This window comes from Spirillospora sp. NPDC000708 (genome assembly GCF_040299565.1).
Lineage (GTDB): Bacteria > Actinomycetota > Actinomycetes > Streptosporangiales > Streptosporangiaceae > Spirillospora.
In genome coordinates, this window is sequence record NZ_JBEPCJ010000063.1 from 19,901 (window position 1) to 39,712 (window position 19,812).

Sequence of the window (19,812 nt, forward strand, 5' to 3'; positions counted from 1 at the left end):
CCGTCCCCGCCCCCGGAGGCGACGCGCTCAGGGAGACCGGACCCCGTCGCCTAGTACTCCTTGAGGGCGATGGCCGTGGCGGCGGCGTGGATCGGGGCGATGACCTTCGCCATGATCCGCTCCCGGCCGGGCATCCGGTTCATCACCGCGAGCGCCGCCATCGACATCCGGACCGCGCCCGCCGTCCGCATCACCATGCGCTTGAGGTTCGCCGGCCCCAGCCTCTGGTTCCGCTCCGCGAACGGGCGCATCTCCCGCTCGTACGCGGCGAACCCGGTGCGGTGGTCGCCGCCCGCGGCGGCCAGCTCCCCGGCCAGCACGTACGCCCCGACCAGCGCCAGGCTCGTGCCCTGGCCGGACGCGGGCGACGCGCAGTACGCGGCGTCGCCGAGCAGCGCGACCCGCCCGCTCGACCAGCCGTCCATGCGGACCTGGGCGACCGCGTCGAAGTAGAAGTCCGCCGCCGCGCCCATCCCGTCGAGCAGCCGCGGGACCTCCCAGCCCTCGCCCGCGTACGCGGACGCCAGCGCACGCTCCTGCGCGGCCCGCTCGCGGGGGACGTCCGTCCCGTCCGACCGGAACAGGAACATCGCTTTGGCGTCCGCGCCGCCGTCGGTGCTGTAGGCGAGGGCCGTGCGGCCGGGCCCGACGCAGGTGACCTCCTCGCGGTCCAGGCCCAGGTGGTTCGGCACGCCGAAGATCGCGATGCGGTGGCCGAGGTCGCGGACGAACCGCTCCTCCGGCCCGAACGCCAGCGACCGGGTGACCGAGTGCAGCCCGTCCGCCCCCACCACCAGGTCGAACGTCCGGACGAGGCCGCCGGCGAAGGTGACCTCGACCCCCGCGTCGGTCTCCGCGAGCCCGGTGATCGAGTCCCCGAACAGGTACTCCGCGTCGGTGCGCTCGAAGATCAGCCGGTGCAGGTCGCCGCGCAGCACCTCCGCGTCGCCGTGGACCCGGCCGCCGAAGGTGTCGCCGTCCATGCTCGTGACCCGCCGGCCCGCCGCGTTCACGACCGTCCCGCTCCGGACGCCGGTGCGCCGCGCGCGGACCTCGTCCAGCAGGCCCATGCGCTCGACGACGGTCAGCGCCGCGCCCCGGACGTCGACCTTGTAGCCGCCGTCGCGGATGGCGGGCGCCCGCTCGACGACGGTCGGCGCGAAGCCGTGGCGGCGCAGCCAGTAGGCGAGGGTGAGGCCCGCGATGCCGGCACCGGAGATCAGGACGCTCGTGTCCGCGTTCGTGTTCATGCCCCGGACGGTACAACCGTTTAAGACATTTGTGCAAGACGCTCGTGTAAGACGTTCGTACAAGAAATCGGGTAGGGTCCCGCCATGGGCAACCGTGAAGACCTCCTGGCCGGCGCGAGGCGCTGCCTGCTGAGCAAGGGGTACGCGCGCACGACGGCGCGCGACGTCGCCACCGAGTCGGGCGTCAGCCTGGCCGCCATCGGCTACCACTTCGGCTCGAAGGACGAGCTGCTGCGCGCGGCGCTGCGACAGGCGATCGAGGAGTGGGGCGCGGAGATCGCCGCGATGCTCGCCGCCGAGACCGACCCGGGGCTGTCCGGGGCGGAGCGGTTCGAGGCCACCTGGGAGCGGATCCTGGCGTCGTTCGCGCGGACGCGCCCGCTCTGGGCGATCCAGTTCGAGGTGATCGCGCAGATCGAGCGGACGCCGGAGCTGCGCGCCGCGTTCCCGGACGCCAACCGGGAGGCGCGGCTCGGGCTGGCCGAGCTGTTCGGCGCCGGCCCGTCCGTCCTCGGCGAGCGGCGCGCCGAGATGGCCGGGGCGTGCTACCAGGCGCTGCTGGCCGGGCTGGCGGCGCAGGCGCTCGTCGACCCGGACGGCGTGCCGGCCGCGTCCGACCTGGTGGACGCGGTGCGGGCGATCGGCGCCGCGATCCAGTAGAACGGAATCATTCGTTCCCCTAGTATGGGAGGCATGGAGACCACCACGCCGGCGCCCATGAGCGGTCGCAAGGCTCAGGCGGCGCGCAACGACGAACTGATCCGGGAGGCGGCCCGCGCGGTGTTCACCGCGGACCCCGGCGCTCCCATCGCGGCCGTCGCCGAGCACGCCGGGGTCGGCATCAGCGCCCTCTACCGCCGCTACAAGAGCAAGGAGGACCTGCTCCAGAAGCTCGCCGACGACGGCATGGACCGCTACCTCGCCGAGGTCGAGGCGGCGCTCGCCGACGACGGCGACCCGTGGGAGGCGTTCGCCGCGTTCATGCGCCGCTGCCTGGACATCGGCGCGGGGTCCCTGACGATGCGGCTCGCGGGCAGCTTCCCCGTCACCGACGCGATGAGCGCCAAGGGCCGCGAGATCCACATCGCCACGAAGCGGCTGCTGGACCGGCTGAAGGAGGCCGGCGCGCTCCGCCGCGACATCGAGGTCGGCGACGTCTCGGTGATGCTGGAGTACCTGCACGGCATCCGGATCGGCGGCGACGAGCGGATGAACCGGCTGCAGCACCGCTACCTGGCGCTGATGCTCGACTCCCTGCACCTCGCCGGCGCCGAGGAGCTGCCCGGCCCGCCCCCTACCTGGCAGGAACTGCGCGGACGCTATGACGACTAGAACGTCCCCCACGCTCGACCGGCGCGCTCTCAACCGGGCGCTGCTGGCGCGCCAGATGCTGCTGCGGCGGCACGAGATGACCGCCGTCGAGGCGATCGAGCATCTCGTCGGGATGCAGGCGCAGGCGCCGAACCCCCCGCACATCGGGCTCTGGAGCAGGCTCGACGGGTTCGCCTTCGACGAGCTCGCCGGGCCCATGACCGACCGGCGCGTCCTGCGGATCGTGCTGATGCGCGGCACGCTGCACCTGGTCAGCGCGCGCGACGCGCTGATGCTGCGGCCGCTGACGCAGCCGATCCTCGACAACCACCTGAGGAGCCCGCGCGGCGTGGGCCTCACCGGCGTCGCCGACGCCGCCGCCCACGCGCGGAAGATCCTGGAGGAGGCGCCGCGCTCCGACAAGGAGCTGCGCGCGATCCTCGCCGAGCACCGGCCGGACGCGGACGCCGCGCTGCTCGCCTGGGCCGTCCGCCTCTCGCTGCCGCTGGTGCAGGTGCCGCCGCGCGGCATCTGGGGCAGGTCCGGCGTCGCCAAGCACACCACCCTGGAGTCGTGGCTCGACGGCCACCCCGTTCCGGAGCCGTCCGTGGACGAGATGGTGCTGCGCTACCTCGGCGCGTTCGGGCCCGCGACCGTCCAGGACGTCCAGCAGTGGTCGGGGCTGACCCGGCTGGGCGAGGTCGTCGAACGGCACCGGGCCGGCCTGCGGGTCTTCCGGAACGCGGACGGCCGCACGCTCTACGACCTGCCGGACGCGCCGCGCCCCGATCCGGACACGCCCGCGCCCGTCCGGTTCGTCCCGGACTTCGACAACCTGCTGCTCTCGCACGCCGATCGCGCGCGGATCATCACCGAGGAGCACCGCAAGCGGGTCTTCACCGTCAACGGCATCATCCGCGCGACGTACCTGGTGGACGGGTTCGTGCACGGCATGTGGAAGATCGAGAAGGAGCGCGGCGGCGTGACGCTGCGGATCTCCCCGTTCGCGCCGGTCCCGGCGGGCGAGCGGGAGGCGCTCGCCGAGGAGGGCGCGCGCCTGCTGGCCGCCGCGCACCCGGACGCGAAGGCGCACGCCGTCGAGTTCGAGCCGCCGGACCCTCGCTGAGCCGTGGCGTGACGCGCTGACCTGCGGTCGTTCAAGGGCGGCGTGCCGCGAGCCGGCGCATGGTCAGCCGCGCTTGTTCGCGCAGGGCGCTTCGCGGTGCGGGTCGAGCGAGGTCAGCAGCGCGTGCAGGGTCCGCCGGAACTCCAGCATCTGCTCGCGGGTCAGCGGGTCGAACAGGTTCCGGCGGACCTCGGCGACGTGCCCCGGGGCCGCCTTCTCCAGCGCGGCGAACCCCTCGTCGGTCAGCTCGGCGATGGTCGTCCGGCGGTCCTCGGCGTCCTTGGACCGGCGCACCCAGCCGGCCTCCTCCAGCCGGTTGACCGCGTGCGAGAGCCGGCTCGGCGACGAGTGGACCACCGCGGCGAGCTCGGTCATGGTCAGGGCGCGGCCGGGCGACTCCGACAGCATCGCCAGGATCATGTAGTAGGCGTGCGGCATCCCGGAGTCGCGCTGGAGCTGGCGGTCGAGGGCCTCGTTCAGCAGCCGGGAGGTCCAGAGGAACGCGCGCCAGGTCTCCTGCTCGTCGGCGTCGAGCCACCGGGTGTCGGTCATGTCCGTATTTTACGCAAGTATTTGAACCCTCAAGACTTGAACGTTCAACTAACTGGGAGATATGGTTCAGATCTGAACTTTTACCGTTGGGGGATGCCATGAGCCGGATGCCGGTGCTCTACCTCAGCCACGGCGCGCCGCCGCTGGCCGACGACGCCGTCTGGACCGCCGAACTCGCCCGCTGGTCGGCCGACCTGCCGAAGCCGGAGGCGGTCCTCATGGTCTCCGCGCACTGGGAGGAGGCGCCGCTGTCGATCGGCGCGACCCGTCCCGTGCCGCTCGTGTACGACTTCTGGGGCTTCCCCGAGCACTACTACAGCGTCCGCTACGACGCGCCCGGCGCCCCGGAACTGGCCGATGACGTGCGCAAGCTCATTCCCGGCGTGCACCAGGACGAGGAGCGCGGCCTCGACCACGGCGCCTACGTCCCGCTCGTGGAGATGTACCCGGACGCCGACGTTCCGGTGCTCCAGATGTCCATGCCGACCCTGGACCCCGAGCGGCTCTTCGAGATCGGCCGGACGCTCGCGCCGCTGCGCGACCAGGGCGTCCTGATCGTCGGCAGCGGGTTCACCACCCACAACCTGCGCGCGATGAGCCCCGCCCCGGACGCCCCGCCGCCCGCCTGGTCCGCCGAGTTCGACGAGTGGGCGGACCGCGCCGTCGAGGGTGGCGACGTCGACGCGCTGCTCGACTTCCGCGCCAAGGCGCCCGCCGCGCGCCTCGCCCACCCGCGCACCGAGCACTTCGCGCCGCTGTTCGTGGCGCTCGGCGCGGACGCGGACGCGCCGTCCGGGCGCCGGTCCGTCATCGACGGCTACTGGTTCGGGATGGCGAAGCGCTCGTTCCAGTTCGGCTGACCGCGGACATGCCATCGAGCCCGCGGGGCCGGAGGCCCGGGCGGGTCATCGAGGGCACGGTGACGGACCGCGGCGGTGTGCGTGCCGCCGCGGCCCGTCCCGCCAGGTCAGTTCGGGCGGGGCGTCACTTCATGTCGGCGAAGCCGGTGCGCCACGACGGGGTCTGCGGCTTCCAGCCCAGGCCGAGCGCCTTGGCGTTCGACACCGGACGGCCCGTCGTGGCCGCGTGCTTGCCGGCGCTGCCCGGCGTCGGGGCGCCGAGCGCCGCGCTGTACACCGGCAGCCACTCCGCGGTCGTCGCCGGCTCGTCGTCGACGATGTTGACCGGCCCGGCCGGCCAGTCCAGCGCCGCCAGCGCCGCCGCGGCCGCGTCGTCGGCGTGCACGAACGACGTCCACGCCGGCGCCAGCCGCAGGCTGCCCGCCTTCACCCGCTGCGCGATCGCGCCGTCCGGCGCGTACCAGGTGCCGGGCCCGTACAGCGCCCCGTACCGCAGCACGACGCCGCGCGGCATCTCGGCCACCGCGTGCTCCAGCGCCGCGATGCCCGCGTAGGGCGGCAGCGAGGAGTCCAGCGCGTCGGTCTCGGACGCGGGCGTCTCGCCCGCCAGGTACAGCCACGCGATGCTCTGCGCGATCATCGTCTCGACGCCGGCCGCCTTCGCCGCGTCGACCAGGTTGCGCGTACCCTCGACGCGCAGCCGCGAGTTCGCCTCGAAGTCCTCACCGCTGAGATCGGTGAGCTGGTGCACGACCACGTCCGGCCGCGCCTCCGCGACGGCCGCGCGGACGGCGCCGGCGTCGAAGGCGTCCAGGACGACCGGCGCGGCGCCGAGCGCGGAGATGGAGCCGGTGCGCTCCTCGCGGCGTGTCGTCCCTGCGACCTCGTGGCCCGCCTGGACGAGCAGCGGGATCAGCCGGCGGCCGATGACTCCGGTCGCTCCGGCGAGGAAGATCTTCAAGGGGGTAACCTCCACGACTGTCACGCCTTTGTGGTCGTCTGACGGCAGGATAGGCAGAGTCCTGATCCAGGTCACGCGCGGCCCCGGCGCGGGCCGCCCCCCGTGGCCGCCGGACGACGGGCGGACGAGCCGCACCGCCCCGTGGAAGCTCGTCCGACACGAGGGTACCGCCGGAGACCGTCCGTGTGCGTTTCGTGCCCGGCGCGGGGGACAATTCTGTGCATGAACATCACTCTCGTCCGAGGTGACATCACCGAACAGGACGTCGACGCCGTGGTGAACGCGGCGAACTCGTCGTTGCTGGGCGGCGGCGGGGTCGACGGGGCGATCCACCGCAGGGGCGGCCCGGAGATCCTGGACGAGTGCCGCAAGCTGCGCGCCGCGCAGTACGGCGGCGGGCTGCCGACCGGGCAGGCGGTCGCGACGACGGCGGGGCGGCTGCTGGCCCGCTGGGTGATCCACACGGTCGGGCCGGTCTACTCCCGGTCCGAGGACCGCTCGGGCCTGCTGGCCTCCTGCTACCGCGAGTCGCTGCGGGTCGCCGACGAGCTGGGCGTCGCGTCGATCGCGTTCCCGGCCGTGTCGGCGGGCATCTACGGCTGGCCGATGGACGACGCCGCCCGGATCGCGGTCGGTACGGTGCGGGCGGCGCAGACCAAGGTGTCGGACGCGCGGTTCGTGCTGTTCAGCGAGGACGCGTACGCGGCGTTCGAACGCGCCGTCGGGATGCCCTGAGGGGCTTCACCGCCGATCGGCCTTCTGCCGAAGGCTTCGCCGGCATGCCCCGGCGGGCGCCGCCGTCAGTCGTCCTCCTTCGGCGGCGGCACGACCAGCACGGGACGTCCCGCGTGGTGCAGGACCCGCGTCGACACGCTGCCGAGGATCACCGACCGGGCGCCCGCGAGGCCGCGCGAACCCGTCACGACCAGCGAGGCGTCCAGTTCATCGGCCACGTCGACGATCGCGGCCCACACCGGCCCGCCGCCGCGCTCGGCGCGCGGGGTCACCTGGGTCGCGCCGGCGGCCTCGGCGAGCTCCACGCCCTTGGCGGCGAGCGCCTCGGCCTGCTTCTCCTCCTCGAACTTGCCGTCGTCGCCCTGCTCGGCGGCGACCGGCACGGCGGCGGCGAGCGGCGCCCAGGTGATCTGGGTGAGCAGCGGCTCCCACACGCTGAGGATCACGATCGGTTCCGGCCGGAGGTGCCGCGCCGCGTATTCGATCGCGGTCTTCGAGTCTTCAGAACCGTCGAATGCAATCAGTACTGTCATACCGGAGATATCTCCAGATCAGCCTGCGGAATTCCCTCCGGGGCCGCTCGTGATCAAGCTCTCACCCGGCCGCGGGCGCGCGCCCGGGACCGGGGGGACCGGCGAACGCCTGCGCCACGTCCAGCCACCGGTCGGCGTCCGCGCCCGTCGCGACGACGGCGAGATCGGCCCGGTTGCGCCGCTGCGTGACCAGGTGGCAGAAGTCGAGCGCGGGCCCGGTGACCGCCTGCGCCGCGCCGTCCGGGCCCCACGTCCACTTCTCGCCGCCCGGGCCGGTCAGCTCGACGCGGAACTCCTCCGCGGGCGGCTCCAGGCCCCGGTTGCGGAACGCGAAGTCGCGAGTCCGGACGCCGATGTGCGCCACGTGCCGGAGCCGGGCCGACGGCTCGCGCCGGACGCCGAGCGCGTCCGCGACGTCCTCGCCGTGCGCCCACGTCTCCATCAGCCGCGCCGTCGCCATGGACGGCACGCTCATCGGCGGCCCGAACCACGGCAGCCGGGTCCCCGGCGGGACGGCGGCGAGCGCCTCGACCATGCGGCGGCGGCCGTCCCGCCACCGGGCGAGCAGGTCGGCGGGGTCCGCGGCCGCGCCCTCGCGGGCGCCCCGCTCGACGTAGCCGGCGGGATCCGCGACGGCCTGTTCGAGGTGGTGCGCGAACGCGTCGGCGTCGGTCGCGGCGTCGACCGCCTGCCCGTCCGTCCAGGCCAGGTGGGCGATCTGGTGCGCGATCGTCCAGCCCTCGGCGGGCGTCGGGCCGGCCCAGCGCGCGGCGGGCAGCGGCGCCACCAGGGCGTCGAGGGAGTCGCCTTCGGCGGCGAGGTCGGCGAGCAGGCTGTGCAGGTCCGGCATCCGACCAGGATTCCGTGCCGGACGCCGTCCCGTACAGCCCTGCACCGCCCCGAACAGAACGCGATTCAGTGCAGGACCGCGCCGGTCGGTCCGTGAGCGCGCGCGGGCGGGCGGGTCAGTCCACGAGCGCGCGGGCGGCGGCGTAGTCGGCCTTGCCGTTCGGCAGCCGCAGCGAGCCGTCGGTCCGCACGAACGCCTTCGGGATCTTGTAGCGGGCCAGGCGGGCGGCGCAGCCCGCGCGCAGCGCGCCGTCCTCGGGAGCGGCCGCCGGGCGGAGCACCGCGACGATCTCGGTGCCCCAGCGCTCGCTCGGCCGGCCCACGACCAGCGCGTCCTCGACGCCGGGCAGCTCGCGCAGCACGCCCTCGACCTCCTCGGCGAACACCTTCTCGCCGCCGGTGTTGATCGTCGTCGCCTCGCGCCCGTGCACCTCGACGGTGCCGTCCGCCAGGTGGCGGGCCCGGTCGCCGGGCACGACGAGGCGGTCGCCGCCGATCGTCAGGAACGTGGCGGCGGTCTTGTCCGGGTCGCCGAGGTAGCCGAGCGGGATCGCGTCGCCGCCCTTGGCCAGCCAGCCCAGCTCGTCCTCGCCCGGTTCCAGCCTGCGTGTGCGGTCGGCGCTCAGCACCGCGCCTCCCGGCGCCATCGCGAACGTGCGGGCCTCCGCGCCGGCGCGGGTCACCGCGAAGCCGCTCTCCGACGAGCCGAGGACGTCGACGATCCGCGCGCCCGGCAGCAGGTCCAGCAGCCGCCGCTTCACCTCGGGGCTGATCGCCGCCGCCGAGTTGATCAGCGTGCGGAGCGTGCGCAGGTCGTGCGGGCGGCGCTCCAGCGCGTCCGCGACCGGCCGCGCGAACGCGTCGCCGACCAGCGGCATCCGGGTCGCCCGCTCGCGCTCGGCGGTCGCCATGAGGTCGGCCGCGTCCAGGCCGTCCACCCGGTCCGGGAAGATCACGCAGCCGCCGGCGCACCACGCGCCGAGGGCCGACCAGGTGCCGGCGCCGTGCATCAGCGGCGGGCCGACGACCACCCGCTGGTCGGTGCGCAGCGCCCGCGCGACCGCCTCGTCCAGGTCGTCGAGGGGCGACCCGTCGCGGCGGCGCATGCCGAGCGGTCCGAGCATCAGGTCGCCGATCCGCCACAGCACCCCCTTGGGCAGCCCGGTCGTCCCGCCGGTGTAGAGGATGTGCAGGTCGCCGGCCTCGGGCCGGACGCCGGGCAGGGGATCGGCGGACGCCGCCGCGAGCGCCGCCTCGTAGTCGAGGGCGCCGGGCAGCAGGTCGGCGCCGGACTCGTCCGCCACCTGGAGGAGCAGCGGCGGGACGCCGAGGCGCTTCACGACCCGCTCGATCGCCTCGGCGAACCGCGCGTGGTACATGATCGCGGCCGGGCGCGCGTCGGCGAACAGCTGCGCCAGCTCGTCGTCCACGTACCGGTAGTTGACGTTGAACGGGGCGACGCGGGCCTTGTGCGCGCCGACCAGGCCCTCGACGTACTCGGGGCCGTTGTGCAGGTAGAGCGCGAGGTGGTCGTGCGGCGACTCCCACGGCTCGGCCGCCCGCCGGTCGCCGCGGACGCCGAGCCCGTGCTCGTGCAGGACGTGCGCGAGCCGGCGCGTCCGCCCGGCGACCTCGCTCCAGCTCAGCCGCCGGTCGCGCCAGACCATCGCCTCGCGGTCGGGAACGGCGGCGGCGACGGCCTCGTGCAGGGTCGCCAGGTCGAGCTGGGGCATGCGGCTCTCCTCAAGGGGACGCGGGCGGGACGGGTGCGGGTCGGGGACGCGCGTCGGAGGTCAGCGTAAACGACCACTTACCGTCGTGACCGAATCGGGTTCGATTACCGGCATGTCACGCCAAAGACCGACAATCTGCAGGTGGTCGGATCGCAAAAGCCCGTCGGGGAGGTGACCCGCGGCACCACCAACCCCAACCGCCTGCGCCGGATCGACCGCTGGATCGCCGCCACGCAGGCCGCCGCGCTGCGCGCGGGCGACCGGCCCCTCGCCGTCGACCTCGGCTACGGCGCGTCCCCCGTCACCACCTACGAGCTCTACACCCGGCTGCGCGCGGTCTCGCCCCGGCTGGAGGTCGTCGGCATCGAGATCGAACCCGACCGCGTCGCCGCGGGCCACGCCTTCCTCGGCAGGACCGGACCGCACGACGGGCTCTCGTTCCGGCGCGGCGGCTTCGAGGTGCCCGTGCCGCGCAGGCCCGTCCTGATCCGCGCGTTCAACGTGCTCCGCCAGTACGACGAGGCCGCGGCGTGGCGCGCCTGGGAGCGGCTGTGCGCGCGGCTCGCCCCCGGCGGCGTCCTCGTCGAGGGCACCTGCGACGAGATCGGGCGCCGCGCCGTCTGGGTCGCGCTCGGCCCCGAGGGGCCGCGGACGATCACCTTCGCGGCCCGTCTCCCGGCCCTCGGCCGCCCGTCCGACCTGGCCGAACGCCTCCCGAAGACGCTGATCCACCGCAACGTGCCCGGCGAACCCGTGCACGACCTCCTCGCGGCGTTCGACCGCTGCTGGGCGACGGCCGCGCCGCACTCGGCGTTCGGCCCCCGCGCCCGCTGGATCGAGGCGGTCCGGCTGCTCGCCCGGACCCATCCCGTCCTCTGCCGCCCGCCCTACGGCGGCCGCCGACGCTGGCGCCTCGGCGAACTGACCCTCCCTTGGACGGCCGTCGCCCCCCGCACCTCTCGTTGAGCCGCGGCGGGTCGCCGTCATGGACGGACTCATGGCGCCGACCCGCCGCACGCCGACCCGCCGCACGCCGACCCGCCGCACGCCGACCTGCCGCACGCCGACGCGTCAGCCTTCGCGGTGCAGCCTGTGCGGGGCCGCCTGGACGCGCGGCTGGACGTCGATCCGGTCGATGTTGACGTGCGGAGGGCGCGTCACCGCCCACGCGACGCAGTCCGCGACGTCCTCCGCCACCAGGGGCTCCGGGACGCCCTCGTACGGCTTCGCCGCCCGCGCCTCGTCGCCGCGGAACCGGACCAGCGAGAACTCCTCCGTCTTCACCAGCCCCGGCGCGACCTCGGTGATCCGGACCGGCTTCGCCACCAGTTCCAGCCGCATGACCTCGTTCACCGCGTACGCGGCGTGCTTGGCCGCGTTGTACCCGCCGCCGCCCTCGTACGGGACGTGCGCCGCGAGCGAGGTGATGTTCACCACGTGCCCCGCGCCGCTCTCGATCAGCTTCGGCAGCAGCGCCTTCGTCACCCGGACGAGCCCGAGCACGTTCGTCTCGTACATGGCCCGGTAGTCGTCGAGGTCGGCGGTCTCGACGGTGTCGAGGCCGAGCGCGCCGCCCGCGTTGTTGACGAGCACGTGGCAGGCCCCGACCGCCGCGACCAGCGCGTCCACCGACTCCTGCGAGGTCACGTCCAGGGTGAACGGCACGATCTTGGCCGCGCCCGGGACCTCCTCGGAGATCTCCTTGGCGAGCCCGTCGAGGCGCTCGCGGCGCCGCGCCGCCAGGACGACGTTGAAGCCCTCCGCCGCCAGCCGCCTGGCCGTGGCGGCCCCGATTCCGCTGCTTGCTCCGGTCACTACCGCGGTCTTACGCATGCGTCCAGCCTCCCAGGTGCGGGCCTGGCGCCGGCCGGTGAGGTCGATCACTGTGGCGAGAAGTGACGATTGTCCACCTTCCTGAGGGAACAGGTAACCCGCTCGATAGGTTGCACTACCGGAGGTGGTGTCCGGTGTCGCGTCGTATCAACCGAGTTGCGACGGTCAGTGTTCATACTTCCCCCCTCGACCAACCCGGTACCGGCGACGCGGGCGGCATGAACGTCTACATCGTCGAGGTGGCCAGACGGCTGGCCGCCCGCGGCGTCGAGGTGGACATCTTCACCCGCGCGACCTGCCGCGCCCTGCCCCCCGTCGCCGAGCTCGCCCCCGGCGTCCTCGTCCGGCACGTCGTCGCCGGCCCGTTCGAGGAGCTCGACAAGAGCGAGTTGCCCCGCCAGCTGTGCGGCTTCACCTCCGGCCTGCTGCGCGCCGAGGCGTCCTACGACCCCGGCCACTACGACCTTCTGCACACCCACTACTGGCTTTCCGGCCAGGCCGGATGGGCGGCCAAGCAGCGCTGGGGCGTCCCGCTGGTGCACTCGATGCACACCATGGCCAAGGTCAAGAACGCCGCGCTCGCCGACGGCGACAAGCCCGAACCGGACGAGCGCGTCCTCGGCGAGGAGCAGGTCGTCGCCTCCTCCGACCAGCTCGTCGCCAACACCCGCGAGGAGGCCGACGAGCTGATCGGCCTGTACGGCGCCGACCCGCGCCGCGTCGCCGTCGTCAGCCCCGGCGTCGACCTGTCGGTGTTCCGCCCCGAGTCCCCGATCCTCGCCCGCAGCACCGGGCTCCTCCCGCACCGCACCGGCCCCGCCCGCCGCCGCCTCGGCCTGCCCCGCGAGGCGTACGTCCTGCTGTTCGTCGGCCGCATCCAGCCCCTCAAGGCCCCCGACGTGCTGCTGCGCGCCGCCGCCCGCATGCTCGCCGACGACCCGTCGCTGCGCTCCCGGCTCGTCGTCGCCGTCGTCGGCGGCCCGAGCGGCTCCGGCCGGTGCCGCCCCGAGGGACTGCAGTCCCTCGCCGCCGAACTCGGCATCGCCGACGTCGTCCGGTTCGAGCCGCCGGCCCCGCAGGCCGACCTCGCCGACTGGTACCGCGCCGCGGACGTCACCGTCGTCCCGTCGCACAGCGAGTCGTTCGGCCTCGTCGCCGTCGAGTCCCAGGCGTGCGGGACGCCCGTCGTCGCGGCCGGCGTCGGCGGGCTCCGCACCGCGGTCGCGGACGGCGAGTCCGGCGTCCTCGTCACCGGGCACGACCCGGCGGACTACGCCGCCGTCCTGCGCCGCCTGCACGCCGAGCCCGGCCGCCACAACCGCCTCGCGCGCGGCGCCGTCCGCCGCGCCCAGGACTTCGGGTGGGACGCCACCGTCGACCGCCTCCTGGACGTGTATACCGGTGCCATGTCGCTACCGGCCGTCCGCCTCGCACCGCCCGCCCTCTCCCCGCAGCTCACCGCGGAGGTCACGGCATGAGCGGCAGCGAACCGGGGGGTCCCTCGAAGGGAGAACGCATGAGCGGCACCGTCGAGACGATCCGGGACGCGCTGCGGGCCGCCGAGCTGGAGTTCGACGAACCGCGCGAGAACGCGTTCTTCGTCAAGCTGCCCGGCCAGCACAAGCTCGCCACCATGACCTGGCTGATCGTCGGCGACCACAGCCTGCACGTCGAGGCGTTCTTCTGCCGCCGCCCCGACGAGAACCACGCCGAGTTCTACCGGTTCCTGCTGGAGAAGAACGGCCGCATGTACGGGGTTGCGTTCGCCCTCGACGACGTCGGCGACGTCCACCTCGTCGGGAAGGTCCCGCTGGAGTCCGTCAGCGCCGACGAGATCGACCGGCTGCTCGGCTGCGTCCTGACCTACTCCGACGAGAACTTCGACAAGGCCCTCGAACGCGGGTTCAAGTCGTCGATCCAGCGGGAGTGGGATTGGCGGGTCAAGCGCGGCGAGAGCCTCGCCAACCTGCGGGCCTTCGCGTCCTTCGCGGACCCGGCCAATCGCGAGTAGATCCGCGCGTCCCGATAGGCTCTGCACCATGGCGACCCTGGTATTGCTCCGGCATGGCGAAAGCGTCTGGAACGCGGAAGACCTGTTCACCGGCTGGGTGGACGTCGACCTGTCCACGAAGGGCGAGAGCGAGGCGACCCGCGGCGGCGACCTGCTGCTCGACGCCGACATCACGCCCGACGTGGTGCACACCTCCCTGCTGAAGCGGGCCATCCGCACCGCCAACATCGCGCTGGACGTCGCGGACCTGCTGTGGATCCCGGTCAAGCGCTCCTGGCGGCTCAACGAGCGCCACTACGGCGCCCTCCAGGGCAAGAACAAGGCGCAGACGCGCGAGGAGTTCGGCGAAGAGCAGTTCATGACCTGGCGCCGGTCCTACGACACCCCGCCGCCGCCCATCAAGGACGACGACCCGCTGTCCCAGGTGAACGACCTGCGCTACGCGGAGCTGCCGTCCGAGCTGATCCCGCGGTCGGAGTGCCTCGCCGACGTCGTGGACCGGCTGCTGCCGTACTGGTACGACTCGATCGTCCCGGACCTCGCCGCCGGCAAGACCGTCCTGGTCGCCGCGCACGGCAACTCGCTGCGCGCCCTGGTCAAGCACCTGGACGACGTCTCCGACGACCAGATCGTCGGCCTGAACATCCCGACCGGGATCCCGCTCGTCTACGAGCTGGACGACGACTTCGCCCCGCTCAAGCGCGGCGGCGAGTACCTCGACCCGGCCGCCGCGAAGGCCGCCATCGAGGCCGTCAAGAACCAGGGCGGCGGCAAGAAGCCCGCCGCGCCGAAGAAGGCTGAGCCGAAGAAGGACGCGCCGAAGGCCCGGCGGGGCCGCAAGAAGTAGACCGCCGCGAGGGGCCGCCGGCGACGGCGGCCCCTCACGACCCGAACTCGACGAAGAGCGGTCCGAGCACGGCGCCGAGCCCGAGGAACGACAGGGGCCCGGTCACCCAGGCGGACGCCCGCGCCTGCGGGAAGGTCGCTCCGGCCTTCTCCAGTTCGCGGCGCAGGTCCCCGAAGGGCTCCCAGTCCCGGTCGGGCAGCGGCACCAGCGCCACCGGTGTGTACGCGAAGGTCCCCACCAGGGTCAACGTGGTCGCGAGCCATCCGCCGAAGGCCGCGTGCACGGCGTATTGCACGAGGCCGTGGATCGCCATGCACGCGAGGTAGAGCAGGAGCGACAGCAGGGCGGCGGACGCGGTGCCGTGCGCGATGCGGAAGACCGGTCCCCAGAGCCGGCCGATGACCCGGGAGCGCGTCACGAAGGCCAACAGGGTGGCGGCCATCAGGACGCCGACGATGCTCCACGTCGCACCAGCGCTCACCCTTTGATGATCGCAGAACGGGCCTTTCGTGATAAGCCTCCCGTAACGACCGCCCCTGGCCGCGTCCCCGCCGCCGTCCCCGGCCGCGCCGCCGTCCCGGCGGCGCCTTCCCCGCTCCCCGCTCATGATCGTTAACGGGGTACTGTGGCGCGATGGCATGCCGCATCACCGAGCTGGTCATCGACTGCCGGGACCCCGAGACCCTCGCCGAGTTCTGGTGCGCGGTGCTCGACTACGCCGTCCTGGAGCGCGATGACAACGGCGACATCGAGATCGGGCCCGCCGGAACCGGGCTGGGCGAGGGCGACCTCAGGCTGGTCCTCAGCCGCAGCGACGAACCGAAGCGCGGCAAGCTGCCCCTTCATCTCGACGTGAACGCGACCGACCGCGACCAGGACGAGGAGCTCCAGCGGCTGTTCGACCTCGGCGCGCGGACCGCCGACGTGGGGCAGACGGGCGAGGAGTCCTGGCACGTCCTCGCCGACCCGGAGGGCAACGAGTTCTGCCTGCTCCGCCGAAGGGTGGAGCCCGCGCCGCGTTGAGCGTGGCCGTGCTGAGCGCGGCCGTGCCGACCGTTACCGCGCCGGGGACGCGGAGCGCCGGCGGAGGGGCGGCGTGGCGGCCGCCACGGCGGCGACGGCGCCGAGGCAGAGCAGTCCGCCGCTGACGGCGGCCGCGGTGCCGGACGTGGCGTCCGCGACCAGCCCGGCGCGCAGGTTGCCGAGGTCGGGACCGGCCTGCCCGACGATCTGCTCGGCGGCGCCGACCCGGCCGAGGAGCTCGGCCGGGGTGCCGAGCTGGACGACGGTGCCCCGCGACACCACGGAGACGGTGTCGGCGGCGCCCGCCAGGACCAGGCAGGCGAGGCCCGTCCACGGGTCCGGGGCCAGGCCGAACAGCACGAGCGCGGCGCCCCAGCCGGCGGAGCCGGCGAGCATGACCCGGCCCGGATGGGGGAGCCGGGTGAAGGTGCCGGAGAGCAGCGACGCGGCGACGCCGCCCGCCGCGATCGCGGTGAGGAACAGCCCGAGCGTGCGCGGGTCGTCGCCGAACCGCTCCGCGTTGATCAGCGGGAACAGGCTGACCGGCATCGACAGCACGGTGACGGCCAGGTCGGTGAGCAGGGCCCCGCGGATCACCGGGGTCCGGACGAGGAACGCCAGGCCGTCCAGCACCCCGCGCAGCCCGGGACGCGCGGGCTCGCCGCCCGGAGGCATCGGCGGCAGGCCGAACGCGCCGTAGAGCGCGGCGGCGAAGGTGAGCGCGTCGATCAGGTAGCAGCCGCCGACGCCGAGGCCGCCCACGATCAGCCCGCCCAGCGCGGGCCCGACCAGCATGGCGCCCTGGAAGGCGATCCGCCGCAGCGCCAGTCCGGCGGCCACCTGCCCCTTCGGCAGCAGCCGCGGGATGAAGGCGCGCGAGGCGGGCCCGCCGCCCGCGGCGAAGCAGGACTGCGCCGCGACCACCCCGAGGACCCCGGCCGGCGGGAGGTGCCCGAGGAGGCCCTGGAGTGCGAGGGCGAGCGAGCACGCCGTCTGCCCGGCCGTCGTGAGCAGGTAGAACCTCCGGCGGTCCACGCGGTCGACGAGCGATCCCGCGAAGAGCCCGAGCGCGACGAGCGGAACCGCCTGCGCCAGGCCGACCGCGCCGGTCCAGGTGGTGCTCCGCGTCGCCTGCCAGACCTGGAACATCACGGCGACGAGCGTCATCTGCCCGCCGAAACCGGAGAGCGTCTGCCCTGCCCACAGCCGCCGGAAGGCGGGCGACGCGCGCAGCGGCGCGACGTCGAGCAGCATGTTCCTCAGTGCCATGCGCGATCGCCCTCCCGGGCGTGGGGGATCGCGGGGCGGATCCTGCGGACGGGGCCGAGGCGGACCCTACAGGGCGAGGGCCGGGGTCTCCAGGGCGGCTTCGGGGGCCACAGGGCGAGGCCGGGTTCGAGGCGGGGGATGGCCTGGTCGACGATGGCGGCGATCAGGCCGACCGCCCTGGAGTGACCCTCGGACTCAGGAGCCGACCTGCTCCAGGGGGCGTTCGGGGTCGGCGGACATGCGGCGGTCACGGCGCAGGATGGCGAGCGCGATGCCCAGGCCCGCGACGGTGAGGGCCGCGCCGACCAGGTACAGCGAGCGGGCGCCGGGACCGTGGTCGATGACGGCGCCGCCGAGCCAGCCCGCGAACGCGGCGGCGACCTGGAAGCCCGAGGCGTTGACCGCGACGGCCAGCGTAGGCGCGGCGCCCGCGGCGCTCAGCACGCGGGTCTGCATGCCCGGGATGATCGCGAAGGCGAGCACCCCAAGGACGAAGACCAGCGGGACGGCGAGGAGCCGCACGCCCCCGGCGGCCCAGAACAGCACGAGCACGGCCGCCAGCGCGGCGAGCAGGCCGGCCAGCGACGGCATCAGGGCCCTGTCCGCGAGCCGGCCGCCGAGGAAGTTCCCCGCGACCGCGCCCGCCCCGTACACCAGCAGCAAGGCGGGCACGGCGCCTTCGCCGAAGCCGCTGACTCCGGTGAGCAGCGGTGCGATGTAGGAGAAGACGGTCACGACGCCCACGTTGCCGACGGCCGTGAGCGCGATGGCGAGCCGGACGTCGCGGCCCGCGAAGACGCGCAGCTCGCCGCGGACCGAGCCGGCGGGGGCCGGGATCGCGGGGACGAACCGCAGCACCATCAGCAGGCCGGCGAGGGTGACGGCGGCGACGGCCACGAACGCGGCGCGCCAGCCGAGGTGCTGGCCGACGAGCGTGCCGAGCGGGGTGCCGAGGACGATGCCGAGGTTCATCCCGAGGGCGACCTTCGCGACGGCCGAGGCCTGCCTCCCCTCGGCGGCCGTGGAGACGGCGGTGGCGATGGCGACGGCGAAGAACGTCGCGACGACGAGCCCGGCGGCGAACCGGGCGGCCAGCAGCAGCCCGTAGCCGGGCGCCGCCGCGGAGCCGAGGTTGGCGAGCACGGACACGGTCACGAGCCCGGCGACGAGGGGGCGGCGGGGCAGCCGCGCCGTCAGCGCGGTGACGACCGGACCGCCGACGATCATGCCGAGCGCGTAGGCGGTGACCAGCCGGCCGGCGGCGGGCACCGGCACCGCGAGCCCGGCGGCCACGTCGGGCAGGATGCCCGCGATCACGAACTCGCCGGTGGTGAGGCCGAAGACCACCAGCATCAGGGACAGCAGGGGGAGGGGCACGCGCAGCTCCATGTAGTTCGAACTCGTATAGTTCGAACTATCATTATCATGACTCGAATCAGGTCGGGTAGACTTCCGGCATGGCCCAGCAGCCCGCGCCGGCGGCGGACGACATCGACCGGGACGTGTGCAAGCTCGTCCACCGGTTCGTGCAGCGGCTCGACGTCCACGTGCGGCGCGTCGCCGAGGACGTCGGCATGACCGCGTCCCAGGTCGTCGCGCTCCGCGAGCTGTCGGAGCCGATCACGGCGCGCGAGCTGGCCGTCCGGATGGCGTGCGAGGCGTCCAACGCGACGTTCGTCCTCGACCGGCTCGAAGCGCAGGACCTGATCGAGCGCCGCCCCCACCCCACCGACCGGCGCGCCAAGGAGATCGTCCTCACCCCGGCGGGCGAGCGGGCCCGCGCCGGCGTCCTCGACCGCCTCGGCGCGCACTCCCCGCTGGCCGCGCTGGCCGACGACAAGCAGGAGGCCCTGCGCGACCTGCTCCGCGACCTGCTGGCCGACGACTGAGCACCCGCGGCCCGCGCCCGGCGTGAACCCGCGCCGCTCGCCGAACGGTGCGGGTCAGGGGAGGTCGGTGCGGGTCAGGCGAGGTCGGCGAGGGTGTCCCGGAAGCGGTGGACGAGCGGGTCGGTCTCGTCGGCGCGCCAGACGAGATAGAGGGTCGTGTTCGTGCCGGCGAGCAGGCGGGGCGTCACGCCGACGCGGCGCAGCGCGCGGTGCGAGTCCGGCATCACCGCGCCGCCGAAACCGGCCGCGACCAGGGCGAGGACGGTCTGCACGCTGCGGGCGCTCGCGCCGATGCGGGGGACGACGCCCGCCTGGTCGCACAGCGCGAGGATCTCGTCGTGGGAGTGCGGTGACGCCTCGCGCGGCCACACCACGAGCGGGATGCGGCCGAGCGCGCTCAGCGGCGCGGGGCCCGGCGCGTGCGCGAGCGGGTGCGCGGACGGCAGGAACAGGGTGAGCGGCTGGTTCCACCACGGCCGGGTGGCGAGCCGCGCGTCGCGGGACGGGAGCCGCTGGACGGCGAGGTCGAACCGCCCGTCGAGCACGCCGTCGGACATCTCGGCGTCGTTGAAGCTCTCCTCCAGCCGCAGGTCGACGCGGGGGAGCTCGCGGCGGAGCCGGCCGAGCGCGCCGCCGAGCGGCCCGTTGATCCCGGACCCGGCGAACGTCACCGTCACGCGCCCGGCGAGGCCCTGCGCGGCGAGCCGGACGTCCTCCAGTGCCGCCTCCGCCTCCGCCAGCACCACCGAAGCGCGCTTCACCAGCGCTTTTCCGGCGGCGGTCGGAGTGAGGCCGCGCCCTTCGCGGACGAACAGCTCGGTGCCGAGGCGGCGTTCCAGCTCGCGCAGCTGCCGGCTGAGGGTCGGCTGGGTCAGCCGCAGGCGGCGGGCGGCGCCGCTGATCGAGCCCTCCTCCGCAATCGCGACGATGTAACCGAGCATCCGCAAGTCCATCCATGCCTCCTGAGCATGGGAAGTATATCTCCACATGCCTCATAGGCACCCGAAGCGGTTTCCTGGGCCACGATCTA

General features: G+C 74.1%; 22 protein-coding genes. 11 read left to right on the forward strand and 11 right to left on the reverse strand.

All coding sequences use genetic code 11. The features are described from left to right. Positions 1–50: 50 nt before the first annotated feature. Positions 51–1,250, reverse strand: coding sequence for an FAD-dependent monooxygenase (locus ABT299_RS34820; RefSeq protein ID WP_500253318.1), 1,200 nt, complete (start codon positions 1,248–1,250; stop codon positions 51–53). A gap of 84 nt (positions 1,251–1,334) precedes the next feature. Between ABT299_RS34820 and ABT299_RS34825 the strand changes: the two genes are divergently transcribed. The 3 genes from ABT299_RS34825 to ABT299_RS34835 are packed head-to-tail and all read left to right on the forward strand — an operon-like array spanning position 1,335 to position 3,687. Beyond that, entirely contained in the window at positions 1,335–1,910 is a 576-nt protein-coding gene (locus tag ABT299_RS34825) for a TetR/AcrR family transcriptional regulator (protein ID WP_387029397.1), read from the forward strand. Positions 1,911–1,943: 33 nt separating this feature from the next. Continuing rightward, positions 1,944–2,582, forward strand: a complete 639-nt coding sequence (locus tag ABT299_RS34830) for a TetR/AcrR family transcriptional regulator (protein ID WP_387029399.1) — start codon at positions 1,944–1,946, stop codon at positions 2,580–2,582. Continuing rightward, positions 2,572–3,687, forward strand: coding sequence for a winged helix DNA-binding domain-containing protein (locus ABT299_RS34835; RefSeq protein WP_500253319.1), 1,116 nt, complete (start codon positions 2,572–2,574; stop codon positions 3,685–3,687). Before ABT299_RS34830 ends, ABT299_RS34835 begins: the two co-directional genes overlap by 11 nt. Before the next feature lie 63 nt (positions 3,688–3,750). Here the strand turns inward: ABT299_RS34835 and ABT299_RS34840 are convergent, their stop codons facing one another. Next, positions 3,751–4,239 carry a MarR family winged helix-turn-helix transcriptional regulator gene (locus ABT299_RS34840; RefSeq protein ID WP_190860853.1) on the reverse strand — a complete coding sequence of 163 codons (489 nt, stop codon included), beginning with the start codon at positions 4,237–4,239 and terminating at the stop codon, positions 3,751–3,753. Positions 4,240–4,337: 98 nt separating this feature from the next. Here ABT299_RS34840 and ABT299_RS34845 point away from each other — a divergent pair, with 98 nt between their 5' ends. Further along, positions 4,338–5,099 carry a dioxygenase family protein gene (locus ABT299_RS34845; protein ID WP_387029402.1) on the forward strand — a complete coding sequence of 254 codons (762 nt, stop codon included), beginning with the start codon at positions 4,338–4,340 and terminating at the stop codon, positions 5,097–5,099. A gap of 124 nt (positions 5,100–5,223) precedes the next feature. Here the strand turns inward: ABT299_RS34845 and ABT299_RS34850 are convergent, their stop codons facing one another. After that, the gene (locus tag ABT299_RS34850; RefSeq protein ID WP_500194871.1) at positions 5,224–6,075 is read right to left on the reverse strand and encodes an NAD-dependent epimerase/dehydratase family protein; all 852 of its coding nucleotides are present in this window, start codon (positions 6,073–6,075) and stop codon (positions 5,224–5,226) included. Between the two features lie 207 nt (positions 6,076–6,282). Between ABT299_RS34850 and ABT299_RS34855 the strand changes: the two genes are divergently transcribed. Then, on the forward strand, positions 6,283–6,795 hold the full coding sequence (locus tag ABT299_RS34855) for an O-acetyl-ADP-ribose deacetylase (protein WP_500253320.1): 513 nt from the start codon (positions 6,283–6,285) through the stop codon (positions 6,793–6,795). Positions 6,796–6,860: 65 nt separating this feature from the next. Here the strand turns inward: ABT299_RS34855 and ABT299_RS34860 are convergent, their stop codons facing one another. The 3 genes from ABT299_RS34860 to ABT299_RS34870 form a co-directional block, all read right to left on the reverse strand. Continuing rightward, a complete protein-coding gene (locus tag ABT299_RS34860; protein WP_190860845.1) occupies positions 6,861–7,328 on the reverse strand; it encodes a universal stress protein in 468 nt (155 codons plus the stop codon). Positions 7,329–7,389: 61 nt separating this feature from the next. Next, on the reverse strand, positions 7,390–8,178 hold the full coding sequence (locus tag ABT299_RS34865; RefSeq protein WP_500253321.1) for a TIGR03084 family metal-binding protein: 789 nt from the start codon (positions 8,176–8,178) through the stop codon (positions 7,390–7,392). A gap of 115 nt (positions 8,179–8,293) precedes the next feature. Then, entirely contained in the window at positions 8,294–9,910 is a 1,617-nt protein-coding gene (locus ABT299_RS34870) for an AMP-binding protein (RefSeq protein WP_500253322.1), read from the reverse strand. A gap of 141 nt (positions 9,911–10,051) precedes the next feature. On the opposite strand from ABT299_RS34870, the gene ABT299_RS34875 reads away from it, so the two are divergent. After that, positions 10,052–10,876: a class I SAM-dependent methyltransferase gene (locus ABT299_RS34875; RefSeq protein ID WP_190860839.1), complete on the forward strand. Its 825-nt coding sequence runs from the start codon at positions 10,052–10,054 to the stop codon at positions 10,874–10,876. A 105-nt stretch (positions 10,877–10,981) separates the two neighbouring features. On the opposite strand, the gene ABT299_RS34880 is transcribed toward ABT299_RS34875, so the two are convergent. Beyond that, positions 10,982–11,743 (reverse strand): SDR family NAD(P)-dependent oxidoreductase, encoded by a 762-nt coding sequence (locus tag ABT299_RS34880; RefSeq protein WP_190860837.1) that lies wholly within the window; start codon positions 11,741–11,743, stop codon positions 10,982–10,984. Between the two features lie 134 nt (positions 11,744–11,877). Between ABT299_RS34880 and mshA the strand changes: the two genes are divergently transcribed. The 3 genes from mshA to ABT299_RS34895 are packed head-to-tail and all read left to right on the forward strand — an operon-like array spanning position 11,878 to position 14,601. Then, positions 11,878–13,221, forward strand: coding sequence for a D-inositol-3-phosphate glycosyltransferase (gene mshA, locus ABT299_RS34885; protein ID WP_500253323.1), 1,344 nt, complete (start codon positions 11,878–11,880; stop codon positions 13,219–13,221). A gap of 38 nt (positions 13,222–13,259) precedes the next feature. Next, entirely contained in the window at positions 13,260–13,754 is a 495-nt protein-coding gene (locus ABT299_RS34890; RefSeq protein WP_190860833.1) for a type III secretion system chaperone family protein, read from the forward strand. Positions 13,755–13,782: 28 nt separating this feature from the next. Next, a complete protein-coding gene (locus ABT299_RS34895) occupies positions 13,783–14,601 on the forward strand; it encodes a phosphoglyceromutase (protein WP_500253324.1) in 819 nt (272 codons plus the stop codon). A 34-nt stretch (positions 14,602–14,635) separates the two neighbouring features. Here ABT299_RS34895 and ABT299_RS34900 read toward each other — a convergent pair whose 3' ends face one another. Then, complete coding sequence (locus ABT299_RS34900) at positions 14,636–15,082, reverse strand: hypothetical protein (protein ID WP_500253325.1); 447 nt, start codon at positions 15,080–15,082, stop codon at positions 14,636–14,638. Between the two features lie 152 nt (positions 15,083–15,234). Here ABT299_RS34900 and ABT299_RS34905 point away from each other — a divergent pair, with 152 nt between their 5' ends. Further along, positions 15,235–15,624, forward strand: coding sequence for a VOC family protein (locus ABT299_RS34905; protein WP_387029413.1), 390 nt, complete (start codon positions 15,235–15,237; stop codon positions 15,622–15,624). A 33-nt stretch (positions 15,625–15,657) separates the two neighbouring features. Here the strand turns inward: ABT299_RS34905 and ABT299_RS34910 are convergent, their stop codons facing one another. Together ABT299_RS34910 and ABT299_RS34915 are read right to left on the reverse strand one after the other, a co-directional pair. Further along, complete coding sequence (locus ABT299_RS34910; protein ID WP_500253326.1) at positions 15,658–16,893, reverse strand: MFS transporter; 1,236 nt, start codon at positions 16,891–16,893, stop codon at positions 15,658–15,660. 195 nt (positions 16,894–17,088) lie between these two features. Beyond that, positions 17,089–18,270: an MFS transporter gene (locus ABT299_RS34915; protein ID WP_347256870.1), complete on the reverse strand. Its 1,182-nt coding sequence runs from the start codon at positions 18,268–18,270 to the stop codon at positions 17,089–17,091. Between the two features lie 80 nt (positions 18,271–18,350). Between ABT299_RS34915 and ABT299_RS34920 the strand changes: the two genes are divergently transcribed. Next, positions 18,351–18,782, forward strand: a complete 432-nt coding sequence (locus ABT299_RS34920; RefSeq protein WP_500253327.1) for a MarR family winged helix-turn-helix transcriptional regulator — start codon at positions 18,351–18,353, stop codon at positions 18,780–18,782. A gap of 74 nt (positions 18,783–18,856) precedes the next feature. Here the strand turns inward: ABT299_RS34920 and ABT299_RS34925 are convergent, their stop codons facing one another. Beyond that, positions 18,857–19,735: a LysR family transcriptional regulator gene (locus tag ABT299_RS34925; RefSeq protein WP_500253328.1), complete on the reverse strand. Its 879-nt coding sequence runs from the start codon at positions 19,733–19,735 to the stop codon at positions 18,857–18,859. Positions 19,736–19,812 lie beyond the last annotated feature (77 nt).